This window comes from Pseudomonas sp. RHF3.3-3 (assembly GCF_048069595.1).
Classification (GTDB): Bacteria; Pseudomonadota; Gammaproteobacteria; order Pseudomonadales; family Pseudomonadaceae; genus Aquipseudomonas; species Aquipseudomonas fuscovaginae_B.
In genome coordinates this window covers 1,884,942-1,909,824 of record NZ_CP182250.1, presented here as the reverse complement: position 1 = coordinate 1,909,824, position 24,883 = coordinate 1,884,942, and the positions used below count along the sequence as shown (strand labels likewise).

Genomic DNA, 24,883 nt, shown 5'->3' with positions numbered 1-24,883 from the left:
CGGATTACTCGGCCTTGGGTGTTTCGCGCAGGCGAATGTGCAATTCGCGCAGGGCCTTGGCGTCCACCAGACCTGGAGCCTGGGTCATGACACAGGCCGCGCTCTGGGTTTTCGGGAAGGCGATCACTTCACGGATCGACTGGGCGCCGGTCATCAGCATCACCAGGCGGTCCAGACCGAAGGCCAGGCCACCATGGGGTGGAGCACCGTACTTCAGGGCGTCGAGCAGGAAGCCGAACTTCTCTTCCTGTTCCGCTTCGTTGATGCCCAGCAGACGGAACACCGCCTGTTGCATTTCCTTGCGGTGGATACGGATCGAACCGCCACCCAGCTCGGTGCCGTTCAGGACCATGTCGTAGGCACGCGACAGGGCGCCGGCCGGGTTGGCCTCCAGCTCTTCAGGGGTGCACTTCGGCGCGGTGAACGGGTGGTGCAGTGCGGTGAAGCTGCCGTCGTCGTTCTCTTCGAACATCGGGAAGTCGACGACCCACATCGGTGCCCACTCGCTGGTGAGCAGCTCCAGGTCGTGACCGACCTTGATCCGCAGCGCGCCCAGGGCCTCGCAGACGATCTTGGTCTTGTCGGCGCCGAAGAACACGATGTCGCCATCGACCGCACCCACGCGATCGAGGATGACGTTGAGGTTGGCCTCGGGGATGTTCTTGACGATCGGCGACTGCAGGCCTTCCACACCCTTGGCGCGCTCGTTGACCTTGATGTACGCCAGACCCTTGGCACCGTAGATGCCGACGAACTTGGTGTAGTCGTCGATCTTGCTGCGCGGCATGCTCGCGCCGCCAGGCACGCGCAGTGCGGCGATACGGCACTTCGGATCGTTGGCCGGGCCGCTGAAGACCTTGAATTCGACGTCCTTGAGCTGGTCGGCAACGTCCACCAGCTCCAGCGGGATACGCAGGTCCGGCTTGTCGGAACCGTAGCGGCGCATGGCCTCGTCCCAGGTCATGTGCGGGAATTCACCGAATTCCAGACCCAGCACTTCCTTGAACAGGTTGCGGATCATGCCTTCGGTCAGGCCCATGATGTCCTTTTCATCGAGGAAGCTGGTCTCGATGTCGATCTGGGTGAATTCCGGCTGGCGGTCGGCGCGCAGGTCTTCGTCGCGGAAGCACTTGGCGATCTGGTAGTAGCGGTCGAAGCCGGCCACCATCAGCAGTTGCTTGAACAGCTGTGGCGATTGCGGCAGGGCGAAGAAGCTGCCGGCGTGGGTACGGCTCGGTACCAGGTAGTCGCGGGCGCCTTCCGGGGTCGCACGGGTCAGGATCGGCGTCTCGACGTCGAGGAAGCCGTTCTCGTCCAGGTAGCGACGGATGCTGGTGGTCATGCGCGAACGCAGGCGCAGCTTCTCGGCCATTTCCGGACGACGCAGGTCGATGAAGCGATAGCGCAGGCGGGTTTCCTCGCCGACGTCGGAGTATTCGTTGAGCGGGAACGGCGGGGTTTCCGCTTCGTTCAGCACTTCCAGCTCGTAGCCCAGCACTTCGATCATGCCCGACGCCATGTTGGCGTTGCCGGCACCGGCCGGACGCAGGCGCACCTTGCCGGTGATCTTCACCACGTACTCGCTGCGCACACGGTCAGCGGTGGCAAAGGTCTGGGCGCGATCCGGGTCGAAGACCACCTGGGCCAGGCCCTCGCGGTCACGGATATCGAGGAAAATCACCCCGCCATGGTCGCGACGACGGTGGACCCATCCGCAAAGGGTGACTTCCTGGCCTTCCAGGCTCTCGTTCAGTTGGCCGCAATAATGGCTGCGCATCATGGTCGTGGTTTCACTTCTCGTAATTCGAATTCGGTGGAGGTCTGGCACACCCCGGTGTCCCTGGCGTGTCAGAGCCCGCTCGTGTCGCTCATTTTCAGTCGGCTTTGTCGCCACCGGCCAGGTTTTTCTTGGCGCCGGTCTTGAAATCGGTCTCGTACCAACCGGTACCGCTGAGGCGGAAGCCCGGCATAGAAAGCATCTTCTTCAGCTCTGGCGCCTGGCAGGCAGGGCAATCGACCAGAGGAGGGGCGCTGATTTTCTGAATGGCTTCCAGCTGATGACCGCAGGAAGCGCATTGGTAGTCGTACATGGGCATGGGGCGTCTCGACAATCAGATAACGACATCACTGCTGCCCGAGCCCAGAGTCGGGCCATGCAGCAAAGAGCGGGATTATATCTGTTAAATCGAGGCTTTGCAGCCGTATGACCGGCCATCCCGCTCCCTCCAGTCGCCTACCCCATCACGACCGGTGGCTGGCGGCACGGGAGAGACACCTTCAGGTCGAATGCTGCAAGCGGCCCAGCGTCAGCAGGTGCACCATGCAGACGACGCGTATCAGGCCACTGAAATTCTTTACCCCCCCATAACGCAGATGCACTTCCATATCGACATTGGACAGCAATGCATTGACCGTGCACTTGTTGATGCCGGCCATGTCGGCCAGCACTTTCCAGTACACCTCTTCAAGGCGCAGGCAGGTCGCAAAGCCGTTCAGGCGAACGGACCGCGAAACCGGCTTGGCCAAGCCGATATCAAACTCCAGCAACATGGGATCGGGCCTGGCCTTGCGAAACAGACCGGAGTCCCCCAAACACTGATTCAACTGCACCATCTTCCTCGCACTCCGTCGCTGCACGCCCTTGAATAAGGGCGCTCTTGGAAAATCTCACCTACATGAAACATTAGGCAAAATTCCTTATCCAGCAGACCGAACCATGGCCTGCGTAGGATGAAGCGACCAGAAAACGAGGAACGTCGGCGCCGTACGGCAAGAATGGCTGCCGCCCTGATCCATGGGCATGTTTCGCGGGGCCCGCACGAATGAGCCGGCGGCTCACCCGTGCGCCACGTATCAGTCTTCCAGCAGGGCCCGCAGCATCCAGGCGGTCTTCTCATGCACCTGCATGCGCTGGGTCAGCAGGTCGGCGGTCGGCTCATCGCTGACCTTGTCCAGCAACGGGAAAATGCCACGCGCGGTACGAGTCACCGCCTCCTGCCCCTGCACCAGCTGCCGGATCATCTCCTCGGCGCTCGGCACCCCTTCCTCCTCCTTGATCGAAGACAGGCGGGCATAGGTCGAATAGGTACCCGGAGCCGGGAAGCCGAGCGCCCGGATCCGCTCGGCAATCAGGTCCACGGCCAGCGCCAGCTCGTTGTATTGCTCTTCAAACATCAAGTGCAGGGTCCGAAACATCGGGCCGCTGACGTTCCAGTGGAAGTTGTGGGTCTTCAGATAGAGCACATAGGTATCCGACAGCAGACGGGAGAGCCCTTCGACGATGGACTTGCGGTCTGCTTCGCTGATACCGATATCAATAGCCATATGCATCCCCTTGACGTGATTGAAGTCACACCTTGAAGGTGTAGGACCACTCTAGCAAGACTCGCCGGCCCGTGCAGCACCGGGGAACTGCGCCCCAGAGCCCTTCAGGACCGCTCAAGCCGTTGATTTGAGAAGGCCCGGGCTTTGCTGTTAAATAGATAGCGTGTCGTCATGCCGCACCTTGGCACGACGCATAGGCTGGTAGAACACGTGCCCAACGCCTCACCTTTTTTTGTCAGAAGCGAACCGTGGGCTGCCAGCTCTTCCGTGTTATCAATCTTGAGTGAGTCAATCAAATGTTGAAAATCGTCCACCTGCTAACGGGCGCCGTCGCCCTGCTGCTTTCCTTTATACCCAGCCTGCGATCCGAAGCCCTGCCCTACCTGCAACAACCCGATGCGCTGTACCTGGCATTCTTCGGCTTGCTCAACCTGATCCTCGCACCAGTGATTCCCTACTGGAACAAGGGTCCTCGTCATCAACTGCAAAACCTGGTCAGCGCCCTGCTGATCCTCGCGGTCGTGCTGCAGATCCTGGTACTGCTCGCCCCCCTGCCGATGATCGCCGGCCAGCCTGCCGTACTGCTGAGCCTGGCAGCCGCGGTGATTGCCGTACTGCTGCATCTGGCGGTCAGTTTCTACAAGAAGTCCTCGCCATCGACCGCTTCGCACAACTACGACATGAGCAACCGCGATACCGGCACCGTGAAGTGGTTCAACACCTCCAAGGGCTTCGGCTTTATCTCGCGGGACTCCGGCGATGATATTTTCGTGCACTTTCGCGCCATTCGGGGCGAAGGCCACCGCGTTCTGGTCGAAGGCCAGCGCGTGGAGTTCTCGGTGATGAACCGGGACAAGGGCCTGCAGGCCGAAGACGTGGTGGCGGCATCGCCGCGTCGCTGAGTCTTTTCCCGCTCGAAAAAAAACCGCGATGCCGTCAGACGGCTCGCGGTTTTTTCATGCCTGCCAACCCGGTCTGGCCAGCTTCAGTAATGGGGCGGTGGCGCCTCATCCTCGGCAATGCCGAATTGCCCCAGCATTTCCTCATGACGCTTGATCAGGGCGGCCATCTGCAATTGCAGACGCTCCACTTCCCGCTGCTGCCCCACCAGCACATCGTTGAGCGCCTGGATGGTGTCATCCTGGAACGCCAGACGGGTTTCCAACTCGGTAACACGCTCTTCCAGGTTCATGACTGCGCCTGCACAGAGGAAAAGCCGTCGGCCAGTACCGAACCCAGCCGCTCGCGGATCGCGGCAACCTCCGCTTCGGCATAAGGCCTGGCCGGGTGCTTGCCCCAGACTGGCGCAGGCCAGGCCGCATCGCCCCGATGACGAACGATGACATGCATGTGCAACTGGCTGACCACGTTGCCCAGGGCCGCGACATTCATCTTGTCCGCCTTGAAGGCCTGCTTGAGAGCCTGGGCCAGCGCGGCGGTTTCATGCCACAACTGCGCCTGGTCCGCTGCGTCCAGCTCGAACACCTCGCTGATGTCCGCACGCCGCGGCACCAGAATGAACCAGGGGTAGTTCGAATCGTTGGATAACAGCAGGCGACACAACGGAAAGTCGCCCATCGGCAAGGTGTCTTGTTGAAGACGCGAATCGAGAACGAACACCGTAAACACTCCTGCTTGACTGGTTGGCCTGCCCGGGCCGGCAGTCCGACGACGACCGCCCCGCAGGCAAGACGCTCAGGATACCCGCGTTCGCCCGCCAGTTCACCGTACGGCTGCCGATAGCGGCGAATGATTCGGCCCACGAACGGGCCCCGACCATCACGCACCATTACGGAACCGGTCTGCACCGTTCTCGGCCGGCAGCAAAAAAATGCTGCGGCATAATCAAAGCGTCATCTTTTCCTGAAAACCTTTCCTGATACGCCATGCCATCCTTGGCACAGCCTTTCACAGGAAAGCGGTGACTGTACGATCGGCAACAGCCTACAGGCAGCTCTGCACCAAAAGCACACAGAGCGACTATTCTTGGTGCACCTTTTGCCCACCGGTTACCCCGCAGGCGGTGTGAACCGGTAACATTTTTGGCTTTTTACAGGTAATCAATGGATTAGCAGCACAACGGAAAGTAATACGTCAAGCACCACGAACCACGGTGCTGCCCCCAGGTTTCATAAGGGTTTCAGCGTGACCAGGCAGTCAGGGAAATATTTTCTGGCGATTTATCCACTTTGTGCATGCTTGTTGCATTGAGTTACGACACAGTCGCCACAGAGGGCCTGATCGGACGCTGAAGCTCCGCGACACGGTAACAAAGCAGTACAGTGCAACCAGGGACAGTTCGGAGCTTGAACATATGTGTTTCTTATCTATGCTCATGGGTTCGAAAACTGCGCTGAAGTTGCACAGCCAATAAAAGGCTGTGTATTTGCGACATGGAGCGAGCTTTTTGCGACACGCTCGTAAAGAAGCCGCAAGGATAGGTGAGCAAGTATCGCCAAGTTTGTCAGCGTGATATAAGTTTGCGCCGACACAAAAAGAAAGAGCCGCCCAGATAAAAATACAGGTGGGACGGCAGTACTCTTCCTAAAAACCAAAGGAGCAAATCACGATGCGCGTGATGAAGTGGAGCATGATCGCCCTGGCCGTTTCGGCAGCAGGCACTCAATTGGCAATGGCTGAACCTTTCGTGACCGACCAGGCCGATGCCAAGGGTTTCGTTGAAGGCGCTTCGGCAGGTGTGGTTCTGAAGAACTACTACTTCAACCGTGACCGCAAGGCCGGTGCCAACGACCAGGAAGACTGGACCCAAGGCTTCCTGGGCAAATTCAGCTCTGGTTACACCCAGGGTACTGTCGGTGTGAAAGTTGAAGGCTTCGGCGACGCCGGCTACCTGCTGAGCGGTAAAGACTCGGAGTCGGGTTCGGGCAACATCAGCCGTTCCGCCAATGGCGACAACAACAGCAGCTTCGGCAAAGCCGGCGCAGCCGTCGCTGTTCGCGTATCCAAAACCGAACTGAAATTCGGTGACCAGCAGCCTAGCACCGCTCCAGTATTCGCAGTGGGCGGCAGCCGTCTGTTCCAACAGACCGCTCGTGGCTTCCAACTGCAGAGCAGCGAGATCAAGGATCTGGACCTGGAAGCAGGCCACTTCTACGCAGCCAGCAGCCAGGATAAAACCGCAATGGACGGTCGCCTGTGGACCCAGTATGCCGGTACCGAGGTTTCTGCAGCCGACTACGTAGGTGGCAAGTACGGGATCAACGAGAACCTGACCGTTTCCCTGTACGGTGCCAAGTTCAAGGACACCTGGAACCAGTACTACACCAACGCGAACTACACCCTTCCGTTGGCTAGCGACCAGTCCCTGAACTTCGACTTCAACCTGTACCGCACCACCGACACCGGTTCCGCCAAAGCAGGCAAGATCGACAACACCACCTACTCGCTGGCAGCCGCGTACTCTTTCCTGGAGGCGCACACCTTTACCCTGGCCTACCAGAAAGTCCACGGCGATACGCCATTCGACTACGTCGGTGTGGGTAACAACAACCGCGGCGGCGACTCGATCTTCCTGGCGAACTCGATTCAGTACTCCGACTTCAACGGTCCGGAAGAGCGCTCCGTCCAGGCTCGTTACGACCTGAAAATGGCCAAGTACGGTGTTCCTGGCCTGAGCTTCATGACCCGTTACGTCCACGGTGAAGGCATCGACGGCACCAAAATGGCCGCTGACAGCCCATACCGTGCTTATGGCTACGGCGAAGACGGTCACCACAACGAAATCAACCTGGAAGCCAAGTACGTAGTTCAGAATGGCCCGCTCAAGGATCTGTCCTTCCGCGCTCGCCAAGCCTGGCATCGTGGCAACGCCGACCAGGCTGAAGGCAACATCAACGAGTTCCGCCTGATCACCGAGTACCCACTCGACCTGATGGCTATCGCCAAGAAGTAATCAGCGATACTCGCTTGAAGAAAGGCCCATCCTTGTGATGGGCCTTTTTATTTGCTTGTGGAAAAGAAAACCATCGCTAACTACTGAATAGCCAGCTAACAAAAACAACTCATTGAATGCACAGCTGTTTCCGGTACTTGTCTTCCCTCATACCACTCGGCGCCAGCTGGAAATACACCACCCGAAGCCTTCATTAAAATGCTAACAATAAAAAGGGACCCTCTTGGGGTCCCTTTCATTGATACCGGACTGCTCGCGCAGATATGGGCCAGCTTATTTAACCGGCGTTTCCTGCATCACCCGAATGACCCGCTGTGGAAACGGAATATCGATTCCGGCTTCCTTGAGGCGATCCCGTGCATGTTCATTGAACTTGAACATCAGGTCCCAGTAATCGGAGGTCTTCGTCCACACCCGCAGGGAAACGGTGATCGAACTGTCGCCCAACGCCGAGACCACCGCCGCCGGCGCGGGGTCGGCGAGTACGCGCTCGTCCTTGGCCAGCTCCAGCAACACTTCGCGGGCCTTCTGCAGATCGGCCTCGTAATCCACGCCCACATCGAACACCACCTTGCGCGTGGCCTGGCGGTTGATGTTGGTGATGATGCCGTTCGACAGGTTGCCGTTGGGCATGATCACCGTCTGGTTGTCGCCGGTGCGCAGGATGGTGTGGAAGATCTGGATGTTGTCGACGGTACCGGTAATGCCTTGCGCGGTGATCGTGTCACCGATGCGGAACGGCCGGAACATCAGGATCAGCACGCCGCCGGCGAAGTTCGCCAGGCTGCCCTGCAACGCCAGGCCGATGGCCAGGCCCGCGGCACCGATCGCGGCCACGAACGACGTGGTCGCCACGCCGATCATCGACGCCACACTGATGCTGAGCATGACCTTGAGGGCGATGTTCGAGAGACTGCTGATGAAGCCCTGCAACGCCAGATCGGCATTGCGCAAGGCCAGCAGCTTGCCCAGTTTGGCGGTCAGCTTGTTGATCAGCCACCAGCCCACGGCCAGGGTGACGATCGCCAGCAGCACCCGGCTGCCGTACTCCATGATCATCGGTATCCAGGCCTGGGAGGCCTTGATGAGATGATCCATTTCCGCGTTCAGATCCATTGTTCTCTCCTGTTATCGTGCGATTGCCCGGTGAAACGACCGATACCCCACGGGCTCAACCGTTTCTGCCGCGCCTGGGCCCTCCGACGCCGATAACTTCCAGAGGTTCCCTGGCGGACCGTATCAGTCGCGGAAGTTGTTGAATTGCAGCGGCAGGTCGAATTCCTTGGCCCGCAGGTTGGCAATGGCTTCCTGCAGGTCGTCACGCTTCTTGCCGGTGACGCGGACCTGCTCACCCTGGATGGCCGCCTGCACCTTCAGCTTGGAATCCTTGATGTGCGCGACGATCTTCTTCGCCATCTCCTTGTCGATGCCTTCCTTGAAGGTCGCTTCCTGCTTCATCACCTTGCCGGAAGCGTAGGCATCCTTGACCTCCAGGCATTTCACATCGATCTTGCGCTTGACCAGAGCCATGCGCAGGATCTCCAGCATCGCCTCCAGCTGGAACTCGGCCTCGGCCGTCATGCTGACGGTCTGTTCCTTGTCCTTGAACTCGAAGGAGCCCTTGCCCTTGAGGTCATAACGGCGGTCCAGCTCCTTGACGGCGTTCTCGACGGCGTTGGTGACTTCGTGTTTGTCCAGTTCGGATACCACGTCGAACGACGGCATGCGATTTCTCCAAATTTAATCTTGGCGCGCCCGATACCGATGGAGCGCGCCGGGTTTGACGGTTAAGATCCGCCAGCATTATAACGGTTCTTCCTCCCACTCATTCACTTAAGAGCCCCCCATGCCTAACCCGGACCTGAGCATTTTGCTGGTGAGTGATGATCATCTGGTGAGCAGCGCCTTTGGCAGCAGCCTCCAGCGTGCGGGATATCAGGACATACGCCAGGCCAACGACGCGATCCTGGCCCTGGAACAGATCGACCAGCGTGCCGCCAGCGTGGTGGTCTGCGCCGGCGAGTCCGGGCTGAAGCTGGCGGAAAAGGTCAGGCAGCGCGACGAGATGAACGATCACTACACCTATGTGTTGCTGATCAGTTCGCAAGCGCCGCTCGCTCTGCTCGATGATGCTTCGCCCAACGACATCGACGACCTGATCGCCCCGGAAGATATCGAGCGCCTGTTGTTGACCCGCGTACTGGCTGCCGATCGCCAGTGCAGCACCCTGCAGCGCCTGCGCCAGGAAAACCGCCTGCTGCGCCAGAACATTGCCAGCCTCGAACAGCGCAACCTCGTCGACTCCCTGACGGGCCTGGGCAACTCCCGCTACCTGCGCCAGAAGCTGACCGACAGCCTGCGCCAGGTGCAGGCCCGTGGCGGTGCCATCTGTTACCTGCTGATCGGTGTCCAGCAGGCGGGCGAGCTGCAGCGCGAGTATGGCATCGACTTCTACGACGAGCTGCTGCAAGGCATCGCCCGCCGCCTGCAGCAACTGGTGCGGCCGCTGGATGTGCTGGCACGCCTGGATGACCAGCATTTCGTGCTCATGACCATGCCGCCCGACCTGCGCGATTGCGCCCCGAGCAGCTTCAAGCGCCTGTATGACGGCCTGAATCTCAAGCCGTTCATGACCAACGAGGGGCCGGTCGAGCTGAAGGCCGGCATCAGCCTGGTGGGCCTGGACAGCAAGTGCCTGCCCCTGGACCAGCAGACCCTGTTCGATGAAGCCGCGCAACTGCTGGCGCAGTCCTATGCCGACGGCGTGGTCAGCGCCAAGCGCCTGCCGGCCCGCGACTGATGGGCAGCCCCTGGCATGTCCTCGGTGCCGGCAGCCTGGGCAGCCTGTGGGCCGCACGCCTGGCACGGGCGGGGCTGCCGGTCAGGCTGATCCTGCGCGACCCGGCCCGTCTGGCAGCCTACGAGGCCAGTGGCGGCCTGACCCTGGTGGAACAGGGCCAGGCACAGTCGTTCGCCATTCCCGCCGAGACCGGCGACGCCAACGAACCCATTACCCGCCTGCTGGTCGCCTGCAAGGCCTATGACGCGCCAGCCGCGGTGGCCCGGCTGCTCCCGCGCCTGAGCGACAATGCCGAGCTGATCCTGCTGCAGAACGGCCTCGGCAGCCAGGATGCGGTGGCGGCACTGGCTCCGGGCGTCCGTTGCCTCTTCGCCTCCAGCACCGAAGGCGCGTTTCGCGAGAAAGACTGGCGGGTGGTGTTCGCCGGCCATGGCTTCACCTGGCTCGGCGATGCGGCCCACCCCGAGCCGCCCCTGTGGCTGGAAGACCTGACCCGGGCGGGCATCCCCCACGAATGGAACACCCGGATCCTGACCCGGCTGTGGCGCAAGCTGGCGCTGAACTGCGCCATCAACCCATTGACGGTGCTCTACAGCTGCCGCAACGGTGGCCTGCTCGAGCATCATTGCGAAGTGGCCACCCTCTGCGCCGAACTGACGGAACTGCTGGAGTGCTGCGGCCAGCCAGCGGCCGCCGAGGACCTGCACGCTGAAGTGCAGCGAGTGATACAGGCCACGGCCGCGAACTACTCCTCCATGTACCAGGATGTCGCCCACGGTCGGCGTACCGAAATCAGCTACCTGCTGGGTTATGCCTGCGCGGCGGCGGCACGCCACCAGTTGAGCCTGCCGCACCTGGAACAACTGCACGAGCGGCTGACCACGCACCTGGCCAGCCACGGCTTGCCAAGCGACTGATCGACAGTCGGGCTACCCTCATATCGCTGCGAAGCGTTCAATCCGCGCCTTTGCAAAAGCCGCGGCAAAAATCGACGGTTTGATACACTCAGTGACGGTCAGGCCCGATCGAGGCCCGCCGCTTCCTTACCCTTGCCAGACAGGACCCGTGATGCCCCTGCGCCAGCGCCTAGAAAACCTCCCGGTCGGTCAGAAACTCCTCGCCGCGTTGCTGGTACTGCTGATCACCGTACTGCTGGTCGCCAACCTGACCTTCATCAGCGCCGCCTACTGGATCTCCCAGGAAAGCATGGCCCCCCAGGCGCTGCAGACCATTGGCCGGCTGGTATCGAACCCGAGCCTCGCCAGCCGGGCCCTGGAATCCCCGGACAACGCCGAAGCCCTGCTCAAGGAACTCAACACCTATTCACCCCTGCGGGCCGCCGCCATCTATGACGGCAAGGGCGAGCGGCTGGCCCAGCTGCAACACAGCGACCGCCTGAAATTGCCGGAACGCTATCGGCACGTCGAGGCTTGGCGCCTGACCGAGTTTCGCAGCAACCAGGTCATCGACATGCCCCGTCCCGGGCAAGCCCCCGGGCACCTGCTGCTGGTGGCCAGCAGCGAACTGCCGGTGGCCTTCTACACCGGGACCCTGACCGCCAGCCTCGGCATCCTGATCTTCAGCGTGCTGCTGTGGCTGATCATCGCCCGGCAGATCAAGCGACTGATCACCCGCCCCATCCATGAACTGGAGGAACTGTCGCGCCAGGTCACCCGCGAAGAAAACTATTCGCTGCGCGCATCACGGGGCAACCACGATGAGATCGGCAGCCTGGCCGAAGCCTTCAACACCATGCTCTCGCGCATCGAAGCCCGCGAGCAGCAGCTCAAGCGCGCCCGCGACGAGTCCCAGGCGGCCTACGACCAGGCCCAGGGGCTGGCCGAAGAAACCCGCCATACCAACCGCAAGCTCGAACTCGAAGTCCAGGTCCGCAGCAAGATCGAGAAGAAACTCACGGGCTTTCAGAACTACCTCAACAGCATCATCGACTCCATGCCCTCGGCGCTGATCGCCCTCGACGAACAGCTGTACGTCACCCAGTGGAACCAGGAGGCCAGCGCGCTTTCCGGGACCCGCCTGGACGAAGCGCTGAACCAGCCGATCTTCCTCGCCTTCGAACCGCTCAAGCCCTTCCTCCCGCAACTCAAGGACACCGTCGAGCAGCACACCGTGGCGAAGATCGAGCGGGTCACCTGGATCAAGGACGACGAAGCCCGCCACTATGCGCTGACCTTCTACCCGCTGATGGGGGGGGCCGGCCGCGGCGTGGTGATCCGGATCGACGACATCACCCAGCGCCTGTCCCTGGAAGAAATGATGGTGCAGTCGGAGAAAATGCTCTCGGTCGGCGGGCTGGCCGCCGGCATGGCCCACGAAATCAACAACCCCTTGGGCGCGATCCTGCACAACGTGCAGAACATTCGCCGACGACTGTCCTCGGAGCTGCCGAAGAACCTCGAGTACGCCGAGCAGGCGGGCATCGACCTGGGCACCGTCAACCAGTACCTCACCAGCCGCGAAGTGCCGCAGTTGCTCGACGGCATCCAGCAGGCCGGGGCACGGGCGGCGAAGATCGTCACCCACATGCTCAGTTTCAGCCGGCGCAGCAAACGGGAAATGGCGCCTTGCGACCTGCCGGCGCTGATCGACCAGGCCGTGGAGATCGCCGGTAACGATTTCGACCTGGCCATCGGCTTCGACTTCAAGGGCCAGGCCATCATCCGCCAGTTCGATCCGCTGCTCGGGCCGGTGCCCGGTACCGCCAACGAACTGGAGCAAGTGCTGCTGAACCTGCTGAAGAATGCCGCCCAGGCCATCCACCAGCGTGACGACGACCGCGAACCGGGGCGCATCACCCTGCGCACCCGGCTGAATCCGCCCTGGGCGGAAATCCAGGTCGAGGACAATGGCATCGGCATGCCCGAAAGCATCCGCAAGCGCACCTTCGAACCGTTCTTCACCACCAAGGAGATCGGCCAGGGCACCGGCCTCGGACTGTCGGTGTCCTATTTCATCATCACCAACAACCACAAGGGCCAGATGGAAGTGCAGTCGACTCCCGGCCAGGGCACCTGCTTCACCCTGCGCCTGCCGCTGGCCAGCAACCAGGCCCTGCTTCCCGAACTCAATAAAACGGAGTTGTAACCATGGGTTTTCGCCTGTCGAAGATTTATACAAGGACCGGTGACACCGGCGAAACCGGGCTGGGCGACGGTCGTCGCGTACCCAAGAACCATCCACGGATCGAGGCCATCGGCGAGGTCGACAGCCTCAACAGCCAGCTTGGGCTGCTCCTGGCGGGGCTGGCGGAACTGGTGGTGATCCACCCGGAACTGGAGGAGGTGATCGAGGTGCTTGCGCCTTGCCAGCATCGGCTGTTCGACCTCGGCGGCGAGTTGGCCATGCCGGAGTACCAGGCGCTGGACAAGAGCGAAATCGAACGGCTGGAAGCCGTCATCGACCGCTGGAACGAAGAACTCGGCCCCCTGGAGAATTTCATCCTGCCAGGCGGGTCGATGCTGATTGCCCAGGCCCACGTCTGCCGCAGCCTGGCACGCAGTGCCGAACGCCGCTGCCAGGAGCTCAATGCCCTGGAGCCGCTGGGCGGCGTGGGCATGGCCTACATCAATCGACTGTCGGATCTGTTTTTCGTCACCGCCAGGCTGATTGCCCGACGCGAGAAGATTGCCGAGGTCCTGTGGGAAGCGGCCAAGAAGCCGGTTTCCCACTGACAATCCCCTCCCGATCTTCCTGTGAAAACGGGATAACGGTGGAAGCCGGATTTATCCGCGAATGCGCCGGTACTGCTGGAGCATGGCCCGAGGGCCATCCGCGGATAACTCCGGCTTGTGTCTTCAGTCCGGCCAGAACGCCCGAATGCCGGCCACACCCTGGGCACCGCTTTCCCAGGCACGCGACAAATCACCAGGGCCAACCCCACCCAGCAGATACACCGGCCTGTTGAAACCGGCGATCAGTTGCCCGGCCCGCTCCCAACCCAGAGGCTGCGCATCCGGGTGGGTCCGGGTTGGCTGCACCGGCGACAAGGTAACGAAATCCACGCCCATCTGCTCGGCCAATGCCAACTCCTCGGCATCATGGCAGGAGGCCGCCAGCCAGCGCTCCCTGGGCAGCGGACGTCCGGCAGCCGCGTACTTGCGCAGTTGTGCGGAGGTGATATGCCAACCGGCCGAAGGGAAATCCCCCAGCCACTCGAACGGCCCCTTGAGCATCAATTGCGCCTTGCCGGCACACAGCCCGACCGCATCGACCGCCAGATCGCGGTACTTGGGATCGAAACCATTCGGTGCACGCAACTGGACCAGCCTGATGCCGCCGGCAATCGCCTTCTGGATGCCCTGCAACAGTTGCGCAGTCTCCAGGCCATCCGGGGTGATCAGGTATTCGCCCGGCAAACGGGCAGCGGCGACGATCGGCTGGTTGGCCGCCGGGAACTCGTAGTTCGGCAATTCCCGCGCCGTCACCCAGGCCAGTGGCTGGCCCTCGGCACCGTGAGGCTCGCCGGTGAAGGCCGAAACCTCCCAGACATCCAGCAACACCTGCTTATCCGGATAGTCGTGCTGCACCTTGATCAGCGGGCGGGCTTCGGTCACCACGATGCCCAGTTCTTCCAGCAGCTCGCGGGCCAGTGCCGCCCGGACCGCTTCGCCCTCCTCGACCTTGCCTCCGGGGAATTCCCACAGGCCACCCTGGTGCTGGGAGTCGGCACGCCGGGCGATCAGGATCCGCCCATCGTTGCCTCGAATAACGGCCGCAGCCACATGTACGCGTTTCACGCTGAAAGCTCCTATAAATCTGCCATCCACCGAAGCTGAACAGCCTCGTCCGGCAAGCCGTGGGAGCCATTCGCGATGACTCCCACAGGGACGCGGGTACTTACGTACGGTATTCCGCGTTGATCTTCACGTATTCGTGGGACAGATCGGTGGTCCAGATGGTTTCGCTGCAGTCACCGCGGCCCAACTCGATGCGGATGGTGATTTCTTCACGGGACATCACCGCCGCCCCCTGCTCCTCGGTGTAGGTCGCGGCACGGGCGCCACGGCTGGCGATGCACACTTCGCCCAGGAACACGTCGATCTTGCTCACGTCCAGGTTCGGTACGCCGGCACGCCCCACCGCCGCCAGGATACGACCCCAGTTCGGGTCGGAAGCGAACAGCGCGGTCTTGATCAGTGGCGAGTGAGCCACGGTGTAACCGACATCCAGGCATTCCTGGTGGGTGCCGCCACCGTTGACTTCGACAGTGACGAATTTGGTTGCACCTTCACCATCGCGAACGATGGCCTGGGCCACTTCCATGCAGACTTCGAACACCGCCTGTTTCAGCGCGGCGAACAGCGGGCCGCTGGCTTCGGTGATTTCCGGCAGGTTGGCCTGACCGGTGGCGATGAGCATGCAGCAGTCGTTGGTCGAGGTGTCGCCATCGATGGTGATGCGGTTGAACGACTTGTTGGCGCCGTCGAGCATCAGGTTCTGCAGGACTTCGCGGGAAACCTTGGCATCGGTGGCGATGTAGCCGAGCATGGTCGCCATGTTCGGGCGAATCATCCCGGCGCCCTTGCTGATGCCGGTCACGGTGACGGTCACGCCGTCATGCTGGAACTGGCGGCTGGCGCCCTTGGGCAGAGTATCGGTGGTCATGATGCCGGTGGCGGCAGCGGCCCAGTTGTCCACGGACAGGTCGTCCAGGGCCGCCTGCAAGGCACCCTCGATCTTCTCGACCGGCAGCGGCTCGCCAATCACCCCGGTGGAGTACGGCAGCACGGCCTCGGCATCGACACCCGCCAGCTCGGCCAGCTTGGCACAGGTGCGCGCGGCAGCGGCCAGGCCGGGCTCACCGGTGCCGGCGTTGGCGTTGCCGGTGTTGGTCAGCAGGTAACGTACCGTGCCCTGCACGCGCTGCCTGGCCAGGATCACCGGCGCCGCGCAGAAGGCATTGAGGGTGAACACGCCAGCCACCGTGGAACCTTCGGCACAACGCATCACGACCACGTCCTTGCGCCCGGGGCGCTTGATTCCGGCCGAGGCGATACCGAGTTCAAAACCGGCGACCGGGTGCAACGTTGGCAAAGGACCAAGACCAACAGCCATGAATGCGCTCCTCTCAAGGTGATATGCACTGTCGCCACAACGGACAGTGGTTCAAATGGAAAAACGCCGCGACGGCTGATGCCGGTCGCGGCGCGGGTGTTTCAGTGTCCGGCAGAAACCTTAGTTGATCTGGCCGTGACAGTGTTTGTACTTCTTGCCCGAACCGCAGTAGCACAGTTCGTTGCGGCCCAGTTTCTGTTCGTTGCGTACCGGTGCGGTGGCCAGGGCGACATCGACCTCTTCACCCTGCTGCTCGGCTTCCGACGCTTCCAGGCCAGGCGCCTCGGCGTGCTGGAACTGCATGCGCTGGGCCAGTGCCTCGGCTTCGCGACGCAGGCGGGCTTCCTCTTCGGCCGGATCTTCGCGGCGCACCTGAACATGGGAGAGCACGCGGATCGAGTCGCGCTTGATCGAGTCCAGCAGTTCGGAGAACAGGGTGAACGACTCGCGCTTGTACTCCTGCTTCGGGTTCTTCTGCGCATAACCGCGCAGGTGGATACCGTGACGCAGGTGGTCCATGGTCGACAGGTGGTCTTTCCACAGGTCGTCCAGCACACGCAGCACGATCTGCTTCTCGAAGGTGCGCAGGGCTTCGGCGCCGGCCTGATCTTCCTTCTCGTTGTACGCCGCCAGCAACTCGTTGAGCAGCTTCTCGCGCAGGGTTTCCTCGTACAGGTGATCGTCTTCGTCGAGCCATTGCTGGATCGGCAGCTTCACGCCGAAATCGCTCTCGATGGCCGACTCCAGGCCCGCCACATCCCACTGCTCGGGCAGCGACTGTGGAGGAATATGGGCGCTGACGGTGGCGTTGAGCACGTCCTGACGGAAGTCGGCGATGGTTTCGCCGATATTGTCGGCAGCCAGCAACGTGTTACGCATGTGATAGATCACTTTACGCTGTTCGTTGTTGACGTCGTCGAACTCGAGCAGTTGCTTGCGGATATCGAAGTTACGGCCTTCGACCTTGCGCTGGGCCTTCTCGATGGCGTTGGTCACCATGCGGTGCTCGATCGCCTCGCCCGGCTGCATGCCCAGGGCCTTCATGAAGTTCTTCACCCGATCGGAGGCGAAGATACGCATCAGGCTGTCTTCCAGGGACAGGTAGAAGCGGCTGGAACCGGCGTCGCCCTGGCGACCGGCACGACCGCGCAACTGGTTGTCGATACGCCGCGATTCGTGACGCTCGGAAGCGATCACCTGCAGGCCACCCGCCTCGAGCACCTGCTGGTGGCGCTTCTGCCAATCAGCCTTGATCTGCGCGATCTGCTCCGGTGTCGGGTTCTCCAGGGAGGCGACTTCGACTTCCCAGTTGCCGCCCAACAGGATGTCGGTACCACGACCGGCCATGTTGGTGGCGATGGTCAGCGCGCCCGGACGACCGGCCTGGGCAATGATTTCCGCTTCCTTCTCGTGGAACTTGGCGTTCAGGACCTTGTGCTCGATGCCCTTCTGCTTGAGCAGGTTGGACATGTGCTCGGAGGTCTCGATGGTCGCGGTACCCACCAGCACCGGACGGCCCTGCTTGAGGGACTCCTCGATGTCGGCAATGATCGCCGCGTACTTCTCTTCGGCGGTCAGGAACACCAGGTCGTTGTAGTCCTTGCGCGCCAGCGGCTTGTTCGGCGGGATCACCATCACCGACAGACCGTAGATCTGATGGAACTCGAACGCTTCGGTGTCGGCGGTACCGGTCATGCCGGACAGCTTGGTATAGAGACGGAAGTAGTTCTGGAAGGTGGTCGAAGCCAAAGTCTGGCTTTCGGCCTGGATGTTCAGGTTTTCCTTCGCTTCGATGGCCTGGTGCAGGCCCTCGGACAGGCGGCGGCCCGGCATGGTACGACCGGTGTGCTCGTCGACCAGGACCACCTGGCCATCCTGCACGATGTACTCGACGTTGCGGTGGAACAGCTTGTGCGCACGCAGGCCGGCATAGACGTGGGTCAACAGGCCCAGGTTGTGCGCCGAGTACAGGCTCTCGCCCTCGGCCAGCAGTCCGACCTGGGTGAGCATTTCCTCGATGTACTGGTGACCGGCCTCGTTCAGTTCGACCTGGCGGGTCTTCTCGTCGATGGTGAAATGACCTTCCTGGGTCACCACGCCCTCGACTTCCTCGACGTGCTGGGTCAGTCGCGGGATCAGCTTGTTGATCTCGGTGTACAACCGCGAGCTGTCTTCGGCCTGGCCGGAAATGATCAGCGGGGTACGGGCTTCGTCGATCAGGATGGAGTCGACTTCGTCGATCACGGCGAAGTTCAGCTCGCGCTGGAACTTCTCTTCCATGCTGAACGCCATGTTGTCGCGCAGGTAGTCGAAACCGAATTCGTTGTTGGTGCCGTAGGTGATGTCGGCGGCGTAGGCGGCACGCTTCTCTTCCGGCGGCTGGAACGGGGTGACCACCCCTACCGTCAGACCGAGGAATTCATACAACGGACGCATCCAGTTGGCGTCGCGGCGAGCCAGGTAGTCGTTCACCGTCACCACGTGCACGCCCTTGCCGGACAGTGCGTTGAGGTAAACACCCAGGGTTGCCACCAGGGTTTTACCCTCACCGGTACGCATTTCCGCGATCTTGCCTTCGTGCAAGGTCATGCCGCCGATCAACTGCACGTCGAAGTGGCGCATGCCCATGACACGCTTGCCGGCCTCACGGGCAACGGCGAAAGCCTCCGGCAGGATCTTGTCGAGGGTTTCACCTTGGGCTATGCGGGCCTTGAACTCTCCGGTCTTGGCGCGCAACTGCTCGTCCGAAAGGGCCACCATTTGCTCTTCGAAGGCATTGACGATCTGTACCGTCTTGAGCATGCGTTTGACTTCACGCTCGTTCTTGCTTCCAAAAAGTTTCTTTAACAAAGGCGCAAACATATCGGCAGGTTCTTCCACACATAGGGATGGAGGGCGGCCCCAAGAGTCGCCCGAGCAGCCCTCATGGCCGCATGCGAACGAGTATTCTACCCGGAAACGGTGGTGAGAAAAGTGGCGTTATTCCACGATACTGGCACAGCGCTTTTACGGGGCCACTCTAAAATAGGGTCTTTTTCCCGAACTTCAAGCCATCAAGCCCGGAACTTGGGTGCAGACTTTAGGGGCAAAGCCGGCCCGCATCAATGGGGACCGGCTGTGCAGGCGGTTTCTGCTACCATGGCGGCTCTGTTACCTAAGGTGTCCAAATCATGGCATTTCGCCCTCTCCCGGCCCGGGCGCCCGCCGTCCTGCTTCGCGAAGCCAAGCCGCTGAAGGCGATTTTCGGCCACGCCCAGCGCCTCGCGCACCTGCAGCGACTGGTGGAAACCCAGTTGCAGCCGGCTGCCCGCGAGCACTGTCACGTGGCGTCGTGGCGTGAAGGCACCCTGTTGCTGATCGTCACCGACGGGCACTGGGCGACCCGCCTGCGCTACCAGCAGAAGCGTCTGCAACGGCAGTTGCAGGCCTTCGACGTGTTCAGCGGGCTGATCCGTATCCTGTTCAAGGTGCAACCACCGACCGTCCAGCAGGGCGCCGCCGGTCACACCCTGGACCTCTCCGCCAACGCGGCGCAAACCATCCAGGAGACGGCCGAGGGCATCAGCGACCCGAAACTGCGCGCCGCCCTCGAACGCCTGGCCAGCCACGCCCGCCCCAAGGCCTGAGTCGTCAGCGCCGCTTGCTGCCGCCGAGCAGCGAGCCCATCAAGCCGCGCACCAGTTGTCGCCCCAACTGATTGGCGGCCTGACGCACGGCGGACTTGAGCGCCTGCCCGGCCACCGACCCGAGAAACTCGCCCGCCTTGTCCGCCAGGCTCGGGTCTTCGCCAGCCGGCTTTTCAACGGGAGACGCAGGCTCCGCCCCCGGCGTGTTGCGAGCCAGGAGGATTTCATAGGCCGACTCACGATCGATGGGCCGGTCATATCGACCGAGCAGCGGCGAGCCGGCGATCAGCGCCGCTCGCTCGGCCCCGCTCAACGGGCCTATCCGCGACTGTGGCGGCGCGATCAAGACACGCTGGACCATGGCCGGCGTGCCCTTGTCCTGCAAGGTTCCCACCAGCGCTTCGCCGATCCCCAGTTCCGTCAGCACCGACAAGGCATCGAACGCCGGATTGGGACGAAAGCCCTCGGCAACGGCCCGCAACGACTTCTGTTCCCGCGCGGTGAAGGCACGCAAGCCATGCTGGATACGCAAACCCAACTGCGCCAGGATGCTGTCGGGCAGATCACCCGGCGACTGGGTGACGAAGAATACCCCGACCCCCTTCGAGCGAATCAGCCGGACAACCTGCTCCAGGCGGTCCTGCAGGGCTTTGGGGGTTCCGGCGAACAGCAGGTGCGCTTCGTCGAAAAACAGTGCCAGCAGCGGCTTGTCGGCATCGCCACGCTCGGGCAACTGCTCGAACAATTCCGCCAGCAGCCACAACAGGAAGGTCGCATAGACCTTGGGCGCCTCATGCACAAGACGGCTGGCATCGAGCAGATGAATCCGCCCACGACCGTCGCCGGCCGGCTGCAGGATATCCTCCAGTTGCAGGGCCGGCTCACCGAACAAGGCCTCGGCGCCCTGCTGCTCCAGGGTGGCCAGGCGCCGCAGCAACGCCTGGCTGGAGCCGGTGGTCATCAGGGCCGCGTCCTCACCCAGCAGTTGCGGATGCTCCTTGAGATGATTGAGCAGGGCCTTGAGGTCCTTCAGGTCCAGCAACAGCAAGCCTTCGCGATCGGCCACCTTGAAGGCGGCGTACAATGCCGACTGCTGGCTGTCCGTCAGTTCCAGCAAGGCACCGATCAGCAAAGGCCCCATCTCGCTCAGGGTTGTACGCAACGGATGACCGGACTGCCCGTGGATATCCCACAAGGTCAGTGGGTAACCCCCAGCCTTATAGTCGAGCCAGGGCATGCCGGCGATCCGTTCGGCAATCTTGCCCTGGGGATTGCCCGCAGCTCCGAGGCCACAGAGATCGCCCTTGATATCCGCTGCGAACACCGCAACGCCAGCCTCGCTGAACGCCTCCGCGAGGCGCTGCAGGGTGACGGTCTTGCCGGTTCCGGTCGCACCGGCGATCAGACCGTGGCGATTGCCCAGGCGCAAGGCCTGGCCGACGGCGAGACCATCGGGGCCGGCGCCGAACACAAGCTGCGAAGCATCATTCATGTCATCTCCCCCAATCGATTCTTGAGCCTGCCCAACTGAAAACGAGGGGATCGATCCGCAAACGCTCGACAGCACGAACCGCACGTCCCCTGGGGAGCAGAGGCCTTATCAGCTTAGGCTCAATCCGGCTCGGCGCACGCAACCTTCCATCGCATGCCTGGACACTGGAATCCTGAGCTCAGCATCGGGCTCGGTAGGGGGGATATCGGAAAGGGAACAGGCCTGGGCTCAGGATGCGGGCTTGTCGGTTGCAGGGGCTTCCTGCATCTGCCGCCAGAGTTCGGCGGCACCGGGAAACTCGGTGCCGTCCTCGCTGCTCATGGCCTCGGGGTCGTAACGGCTGAGGCAGCCTTCACCGAGGGTCGGCGGTGCCTTGGAGGTGGCCTTGTCGAGTGGGTCGCCCATGATCAAACCTCCAGGCCCGCCAGCGGGCTATCAAACGGCTATCAGAACACCACGGTCTTGTTGCCGTGCACCAGCACACGGTCTTCCAGGTGGTAACGCAGGCCACGGGCCAGCACCATCTTCTCGACATCGCGGCCGAAACGCACCATGTCTTCGATACTATCACTGTGGCTGACCCGAACCACGTCCTGCTCGATGATCGGACCGGCGTCCAGCTCTTCGGTCACGTAGTGGCAGGTCGCGCCGATCAGCTTCACCCCACGCATCGAGGCCTGGTGGTAGGGCTTGGCACCGACGAACGACGGCAGGAAGCTGTGGTGGATGTTGATCACCTGGTGAGCATACTCCTGGCACAACTGCGGCGGCAGGATCTGCATGTAGCGCGCCAACACCACCACATCGGCTTCATGGTGCTTGACCAGGCGCGAGACTTCGGCGAACGCCGGCGCCTTGTCCTGCGGATTCACCGGCACGTGGTAGTAGGGGATACCGTGCCATTCGACCATGCTGCGCAGGTCGTCGTGGTTGGAGATCACGCAGGCGATATCGCAGTCCAGCTCGTCGCTGTGCCAGCGGTGCAGCAGGTCGGCCAGGCAGTGGGACTCGCGGCTGGCCATCAGCACCACGCGTTTCTTCTGCTCGGTGTCGGTGATACGCCAGGTCATGGAAAACTCTTCGGCGATCGGCGCAAACGCCTCGCGGAAAGCCTCCAGGCCGAACGGCAGGCTGTCGGCACGAATTTCGTGACGCATGAAGAACCAGCCGCTCTGATTATCGGAATGATGGCTCGCTTCGGTGATCCAGCCGTTGTAGGACGCCAGGAAATTACTGACTTTGGCAACGATGCCAACGCGGTCGGGGCAAGCGATCACCAGCCGGAAAGTGCGCATGAGGGGGAAACTCCAGAACTTCGCAAAGGCGGCCATTCTAGCGATTGCGCGGCAAAACTGCAGTATTCCTTGCAAGAGCACGCCGGCCGGGCCTCACCGGACGCATACAGCTACAGGCCCCGTGGCAATTCCGATAGTTCAGCCCTCCCACGCGCCAGACTATTTTCAGGGGAGCCGGGCACAACATCTAACTGGCACACATCGGCAATCGACAAAGTTTAAAGTATCAAATGCAACAAACATTCTCTTACTTGTTTACTTAGGCAAATTGTCTGACTACTATTACAGCACTGTCCCTGTCATACACGAATCACATAAGGTAGTCCTCATGTCCCTGATCAACAAATATCGCGCCACTGAAGAAGCTATCAAAGAACTGCAAGCGCAGATGGCTGCGATGGAAAAAGACGGCGCCCTGAAAAAGGAAATGGAGTTCGAAGAGCAACTGCGCGCCCTGCTGGCCAAGTACGGCAAGTCGCTGCGCGACTGCCAACTGATCCTCGACCCACACGCCAAGGAAAAAGCCCCACGTGGCGGCGCGGTCAAAACTACCGGCACCAAGCGTGCGCGCAAGGTCAAGCAGTACAAGAACCCGCACAACGGCGAAGTCATCGAAACCAAAGGTGGCAACCACAAGACTCTGAAAGAGTGGAAAGCCAAGTGGGGTGGTGACGTGGTTGAAAGCTGGGCCACTCTGCTGGGCTAAGCGAAAGACCCGTCGTAGAGCCTCACGCTCCGTCAGAAAAACGCCAGCTTGCTGGCGTTTTTTTATTGACTCGTTTTCCCCTGCCGGCCTGTTCAGTCCAGCGAGACGTTAAAACGAGCGCACAAATACTGTGCATGATGCTGCCATTCGTCGAGCACTTTTGCCTGCTCCGCCGTGGCATTGGAAAAACTGCTGGCGAGTGCCTGCCGAAATTGCTCCAGGGTATTCGGCGCGCCCCGGCTGGCGTCACTCAGGCGCTCTCGGCAAAACCTCTGCCAGCGCTGTTGCTCTTCTTCACTCAAGCTCCCGGGAAAGTTGCGCGCGCGATAACGGAAAAGTAATTCAGGCAAGCGCTCATCATCGAAAGGCCACTGATCGCGAGCCAGTTGCTCGGGCCCGGAATTGCGGACTTGTTCACATAAACGACGATCCCGGTCACCGAGAAAACCGTCGTATAACTGCTGCTCCGGGTCCTCGCTGGGCGTGAAATCCTCGGCCGCGTAAATCGCCTGGACTTTATCCCGCCAAACTTCCTGTGCGGCATTCAGTCGCAGGCTCCGGGATTCATAAAGCGCCATATCCAGTTGCAGGCGCTGCCGGTCCGGCTCGCGCAAAACATTCATCGGCGCCACGACCGGGCAGCGATTGACATGAATCAACTTGAGCGGTACCGGCAATTGCCCCTCGGCCATGTCCTCGCGGCGGGTATAAAGATGTCGACGCAACGACTCGGCATCGAGGTCCAGCAGCGGCTGCGGATCCTCATGCAGGTCACAGACGATCAATGCGTTGCGGTTGCGTGGATGCCAGGCCAGCGGCAGAACCACACCCAGGTAGCTGCGGGCGGCGGAAAAACGTCCGGAGATATGCACCATGGGCTGCAACAGGCGAATCTGATCGAGCACACGCTGCTTGCTGCGCAACTGGAACAGCCAGTCATACAGCCGCGGCTGCCTTTCCCGGATCAGCCGGGCCAGGGCGATGGTCGCCCGCACATCGGAGAGGGCCTCGTGGGCATGACCATGGTCGATGCCGTTGGCCGCGGTCAGCCGCTCCAGCCTGAGGGTCACCCGCCCGTCCTCCTGCGGCCAGACGATCCCCTCCGGACGCAGCGCATAGGCGGTACGCACCACGTCGATCAGATCCCAGCGGCTGTTGCCCCCCTGCCATTCGCGGGCATAAGGATCGAAGAAATTCCGATACAGGCTGTAGCGGGTCACCTCATCGTCGAAACGCAGGGTGTTGTAGCCGGCGCCGCAGGTCCCCGGCCGCGCCAGTTGGGCGTGCACCCGTGTCATGAAATCGGCCTCGTCCAGGCCCTGGCTGGCCAGCAGGCCCGGGGTGATACCGGTAATCAGGCAGGCCGCCGGATGAGGCAGGATGTCCTCGCTGGGCCGGCAATAGAGGTTGACCGGTTCATCGATCTCGTTGAGCTCGGCATCGGTACGGATGCCTGCCACCTGCAGGGCGCGATCGTTGCGCGGATTGATCCCGGTGGTTTCGTAGTCGTACCAGAAGATGGAGGTCACGGCGGATTCCTGAACAAAAGACTGCAGCAGTCTAGGCGCTCGACCGTCCGCTGGGCCAGACGCACGGCACAACTTATCCATACAAGCGATTGCAGGGCCGCGCAGCAAGAGTTCAGTTGCGCA

Annotated in this window: 23 protein-coding genes; 8 read left to right on the top strand and 15 right to left on the bottom strand. The window is 61.6% G+C overall.

Annotated features, from left to right (window positions below; genetic code table 11):
- Positions 1-4: 4 nt before the first annotated feature.
- The 4 genes from aspS to ACMGT0_RS08675 form a co-directional block, all read right to left on the bottom strand.
- Positions 5-1,780 (bottom strand): aspartate--tRNA ligase, encoded by a 1,776-nt coding sequence (gene aspS / locus ACMGT0_RS08690; protein ID WP_054056503.1) that lies wholly within the window; start codon positions 1,778-1,780, stop codon positions 5-7.
- A 94-nt stretch (positions 1,781-1,874) separates the two neighbouring features.
- On the bottom strand, positions 1,875-2,096 hold the full coding sequence (locus ACMGT0_RS08685) for an FmdB family zinc ribbon protein (RefSeq protein ID WP_026145498.1): 222 nt from the start codon (positions 2,094-2,096) through the stop codon (positions 1,875-1,877).
- A 181-nt stretch (positions 2,097-2,277) separates the two neighbouring features.
- A complete protein-coding gene (locus ACMGT0_RS08680) occupies positions 2,278-2,613 on the bottom strand; it encodes a ribbon-helix-helix domain-containing protein (protein WP_054056504.1) in 336 nt (111 codons plus the stop codon).
- 240 nt (positions 2,614-2,853) lie between these two features.
- On the bottom strand, positions 2,854-3,324 hold the full coding sequence (locus tag ACMGT0_RS08675; RefSeq protein WP_054056505.1) for a Dps family protein: 471 nt from the start codon (positions 3,322-3,324) through the stop codon (positions 2,854-2,856).
- A gap of 296 nt (positions 3,325-3,620) precedes the next feature.
- Here ACMGT0_RS08675 and ACMGT0_RS08670 point away from each other — a divergent pair, with 296 nt between their 5' ends.
- Complete coding sequence (locus tag ACMGT0_RS08670; protein ID WP_054056506.1) at positions 3,621-4,226, top strand: cold-shock protein; 606 nt, start codon at positions 3,621-3,623, stop codon at positions 4,224-4,226.
- Between the two features lie 83 nt (positions 4,227-4,309).
- On the opposite strand, the gene ACMGT0_RS08665 is transcribed toward ACMGT0_RS08670, so the two are convergent.
- Complete coding sequence (locus ACMGT0_RS08665; protein ID WP_054056507.1) at positions 4,310-4,516, bottom strand: SlyX family protein; 207 nt, start codon at positions 4,514-4,516, stop codon at positions 4,310-4,312.
- Positions 4,513-4,944, bottom strand: coding sequence for an HIT domain-containing protein (locus tag ACMGT0_RS08660; protein WP_054056508.1), 432 nt, complete (start codon positions 4,942-4,944; stop codon positions 4,513-4,515). The genes ACMGT0_RS08665 and ACMGT0_RS08660 overlap by 4 nt, the downstream gene beginning before the upstream one ends.
- 949 nt (positions 4,945-5,893) lie before the next feature.
- Between ACMGT0_RS08660 and ACMGT0_RS08655 the strand changes: the two genes are divergently transcribed.
- The gene (locus ACMGT0_RS08655) at positions 5,894-7,237 is read left to right on the top strand and encodes an OprD family porin (protein WP_416772226.1); all 1,344 of its coding nucleotides are present in this window, start codon (positions 5,894-5,896) and stop codon (positions 7,235-7,237) included.
- A 273-nt stretch (positions 7,238-7,510) separates the two neighbouring features.
- Here the strand turns inward: ACMGT0_RS08655 and ACMGT0_RS08650 are convergent, their stop codons facing one another.
- Both ACMGT0_RS08650 and ACMGT0_RS08645 read right to left on the bottom strand, forming a co-directional pair.
- The gene (locus ACMGT0_RS08650) at positions 7,511-8,353 is read right to left on the bottom strand and encodes a mechanosensitive ion channel family protein (protein WP_054056510.1); all 843 of its coding nucleotides are present in this window, start codon (positions 8,351-8,353) and stop codon (positions 7,511-7,513) included.
- A 123-nt stretch (positions 8,354-8,476) separates the two neighbouring features.
- Complete coding sequence (locus tag ACMGT0_RS08645) at positions 8,477-8,962, bottom strand: YajQ family cyclic di-GMP-binding protein (protein WP_054056511.1); 486 nt, start codon at positions 8,960-8,962, stop codon at positions 8,477-8,479.
- A 121-nt stretch (positions 8,963-9,083) separates the two neighbouring features.
- On the opposite strand from ACMGT0_RS08645, the gene ACMGT0_RS08640 reads away from it, so the two are divergent.
- The 4 genes from ACMGT0_RS08640 (at position 9,084) to ACMGT0_RS08625 (ending at position 13,729) form a co-directional block, all read left to right on the top strand.
- Positions 9,084-10,037 (top strand): diguanylate cyclase domain-containing protein, encoded by a 954-nt coding sequence (locus tag ACMGT0_RS08640; RefSeq protein WP_054056512.1) that lies wholly within the window; start codon positions 9,084-9,086, stop codon positions 10,035-10,037.
- Positions 10,037-10,954, top strand: coding sequence for a putative 2-dehydropantoate 2-reductase (locus ACMGT0_RS08635; RefSeq protein ID WP_416772223.1), 918 nt, complete (start codon positions 10,037-10,039; stop codon positions 10,952-10,954). Before ACMGT0_RS08640 ends, ACMGT0_RS08635 begins: the two co-directional genes overlap by 1 nt.
- Positions 10,955-11,105: 151 nt before the next feature.
- The gene (locus ACMGT0_RS08630; protein WP_054061140.1) at positions 11,106-13,142 is read left to right on the top strand and encodes a sensor histidine kinase; all 2,037 of its coding nucleotides are present in this window, start codon (positions 11,106-11,108) and stop codon (positions 13,140-13,142) included.
- A gap of 2 nt (positions 13,143-13,144) precedes the next feature.
- Complete coding sequence (locus ACMGT0_RS08625; RefSeq protein ID WP_054061139.1) at positions 13,145-13,729, top strand: cob(I)yrinic acid a,c-diamide adenosyltransferase; 585 nt, start codon at positions 13,145-13,147, stop codon at positions 13,727-13,729.
- 123 nt (positions 13,730-13,852) lie between these two features.
- On the opposite strand, the gene ACMGT0_RS08620 is transcribed toward ACMGT0_RS08625, so the two are convergent.
- From ACMGT0_RS08620 to secA, 3 genes are all read right to left on the bottom strand, one after another.
- A complete protein-coding gene (locus ACMGT0_RS08620) occupies positions 13,853-14,794 on the bottom strand; it encodes a Nudix family hydrolase (RefSeq protein ID WP_416772221.1) in 942 nt (313 codons plus the stop codon).
- Positions 14,795-14,894: 100 nt separating this feature from the next.
- The gene (gene argJ / locus ACMGT0_RS08615; RefSeq protein ID WP_054063997.1) at positions 14,895-16,112 is read right to left on the bottom strand and encodes a bifunctional glutamate N-acetyltransferase/amino-acid acetyltransferase ArgJ; all 1,218 of its coding nucleotides are present in this window, start codon (positions 16,110-16,112) and stop codon (positions 14,895-14,897) included.
- A 120-nt stretch (positions 16,113-16,232) separates the two neighbouring features.
- Entirely contained in the window at positions 16,233-18,974 is a 2,742-nt protein-coding gene (secA, locus tag ACMGT0_RS08610; RefSeq protein WP_273819271.1) for a preprotein translocase subunit SecA, read from the bottom strand.
- 308 nt (positions 18,975-19,282) lie between these two features.
- Here secA and ACMGT0_RS08605 point away from each other — a divergent pair, with 308 nt between their 5' ends.
- Positions 19,283-19,738, top strand: coding sequence for a DUF721 domain-containing protein (locus tag ACMGT0_RS08605; protein ID WP_054061135.1), 456 nt, complete (start codon positions 19,283-19,285; stop codon positions 19,736-19,738).
- Positions 19,739-19,742: 4 nt separating this feature from the next.
- Here ACMGT0_RS08605 and ACMGT0_RS08600 read toward each other — a convergent pair whose 3' ends face one another.
- The 3 genes from ACMGT0_RS08600 to purU form a co-directional block, all read right to left on the bottom strand.
- Positions 19,743-21,230 (bottom strand): helicase HerA-like domain-containing protein, encoded by a 1,488-nt coding sequence (locus tag ACMGT0_RS08600; protein ID WP_054061134.1) that lies wholly within the window; start codon positions 21,228-21,230, stop codon positions 19,743-19,745.
- Between the two features lie 228 nt (positions 21,231-21,458).
- Positions 21,459-21,635, bottom strand: a complete 177-nt coding sequence (locus ACMGT0_RS08595) for a hypothetical protein (protein WP_192842815.1) — start codon at positions 21,633-21,635, stop codon at positions 21,459-21,461.
- Positions 21,636-21,676: 41 nt separating this feature from the next.
- Positions 21,677-22,525, bottom strand: coding sequence for a formyltetrahydrofolate deformylase (gene purU / locus ACMGT0_RS08590; RefSeq protein WP_054061143.1), 849 nt, complete (start codon positions 22,523-22,525; stop codon positions 21,677-21,679).
- A 328-nt stretch (positions 22,526-22,853) separates the two neighbouring features.
- Between purU and mvaT the strand changes: the two genes are divergently transcribed.
- Positions 22,854-23,231, top strand: a complete 378-nt coding sequence (mvaT, locus tag ACMGT0_RS08585) for a histone-like nucleoid-structuring protein MvaT (RefSeq protein ID WP_054061133.1) — start codon at positions 22,854-22,856, stop codon at positions 23,229-23,231.
- 92 nt (positions 23,232-23,323) lie between these two features.
- Here the strand turns inward: mvaT and sbcB are convergent, their stop codons facing one another.
- A complete protein-coding gene (gene sbcB, locus ACMGT0_RS08580; RefSeq protein ID WP_416772216.1) occupies positions 23,324-24,760 on the bottom strand; it encodes an exodeoxyribonuclease I in 1,437 nt (478 codons plus the stop codon).
- Positions 24,761-24,883: the final 123 nt, after the last annotated feature.

What these genes read in the sequence shown, in the direction of transcription:
- ACMGT0_RS08665 (WP_054056507.1), bottom strand. Translation starts at nt 4,516, where the DNA reads ATGAACCTGGAAGAGCGTGTTACCGAGTTGGAAACCCGTCTGGCGTTC.
- aspS (WP_054056503.1), bottom strand. Translation starts at nt 1,780, where the DNA reads ATGATGCGCAGCCATTATTGCGGCCAACTGAACGAGAGCCTGGAAGGC.
- ACMGT0_RS08680 (WP_054056504.1), bottom strand. Translation starts at nt 2,613, where the DNA reads ATGGTGCAGTTGAATCAGTGTTTGGGGGACTCCGGTCTGTTTCGCAAG.
- ACMGT0_RS08625 (WP_054061139.1), top strand. Translation starts at nt 13,145, where the DNA reads ATGGGTTTTCGCCTGTCGAAGATTTATACAAGGACCGGTGACACCGGC.
- ACMGT0_RS08600 (WP_054061134.1), bottom strand. Translation starts at nt 21,230, where the DNA reads ATGAATGATGCTTCGCAGCTTGTGTTCGGCGCCGGCCCCGATGGTCTC.
- ACMGT0_RS08605 (WP_054061135.1), top strand. Translation starts at nt 19,283, where the DNA reads ATGGCATTTCGCCCTCTCCCGGCCCGGGCGCCCGCCGTCCTGCTTCGC.
- argJ (WP_054063997.1), bottom strand. Translation starts at nt 16,112, where the DNA reads ATGGCTGTTGGTCTTGGTCCTTTGCCAACGTTGCACCCGGTCGCCGGT.
- ACMGT0_RS08645 (WP_054056511.1), bottom strand. Translation starts at nt 8,962, where the DNA reads ATGCCGTCGTTCGACGTGGTATCCGAACTGGACAAACACGAAGTCACC.
- secA (WP_273819271.1), bottom strand. Translation starts at nt 18,974, where the DNA reads ATGTTTGCGCCTTTGTTAAAGAAACTTTTTGGAAGCAAGAACGAGCGT.
- ACMGT0_RS08640 (WP_054056512.1), top strand. Translation starts at nt 9,084, where the DNA reads ATGCCTAACCCGGACCTGAGCATTTTGCTGGTGAGTGATGATCATCTG.
- ACMGT0_RS08630 (WP_054061140.1), top strand. Translation starts at nt 11,106, where the DNA reads ATGCCCCTGCGCCAGCGCCTAGAAAACCTCCCGGTCGGTCAGAAACTC.
- ACMGT0_RS08670 (WP_054056506.1), top strand. Translation starts at nt 3,621, where the DNA reads ATGTTGAAAATCGTCCACCTGCTAACGGGCGCCGTCGCCCTGCTGCTT.
- ACMGT0_RS08635 (WP_416772223.1), top strand. Translation starts at nt 10,037, where the DNA reads ATGGGCAGCCCCTGGCATGTCCTCGGTGCCGGCAGCCTGGGCAGCCTG.
- purU (WP_054061143.1), bottom strand. Translation starts at nt 22,525, where the DNA reads ATGCGCACTTTCCGGCTGGTGATCGCTTGCCCCGACCGCGTTGGCATC.
- ACMGT0_RS08655 (WP_416772226.1), top strand. Translation starts at nt 5,894, where the DNA reads ATGCGCGTGATGAAGTGGAGCATGATCGCCCTGGCCGTTTCGGCAGCA.
- ACMGT0_RS08675 (WP_054056505.1), bottom strand. Translation starts at nt 3,324, where the DNA reads ATGGCTATTGATATCGGTATCAGCGAAGCAGACCGCAAGTCCATCGTC.
- ACMGT0_RS08595 (WP_192842815.1), bottom strand. Translation starts at nt 21,635, where the DNA reads ATGGGCGACCCACTCGACAAGGCCACCTCCAAGGCACCGCCGACCCTC.
- ACMGT0_RS08650 (WP_054056510.1), bottom strand. Translation starts at nt 8,353, where the DNA reads ATGGATCTGAACGCGGAAATGGATCATCTCATCAAGGCCTCCCAGGCC.
- ACMGT0_RS08685 (WP_026145498.1), bottom strand. Translation starts at nt 2,096, where the DNA reads ATGCCCATGTACGACTACCAATGCGCTTCCTGCGGTCATCAGCTGGAA.
- mvaT (WP_054061133.1), top strand. Translation starts at nt 22,854, where the DNA reads ATGTCCCTGATCAACAAATATCGCGCCACTGAAGAAGCTATCAAAGAA.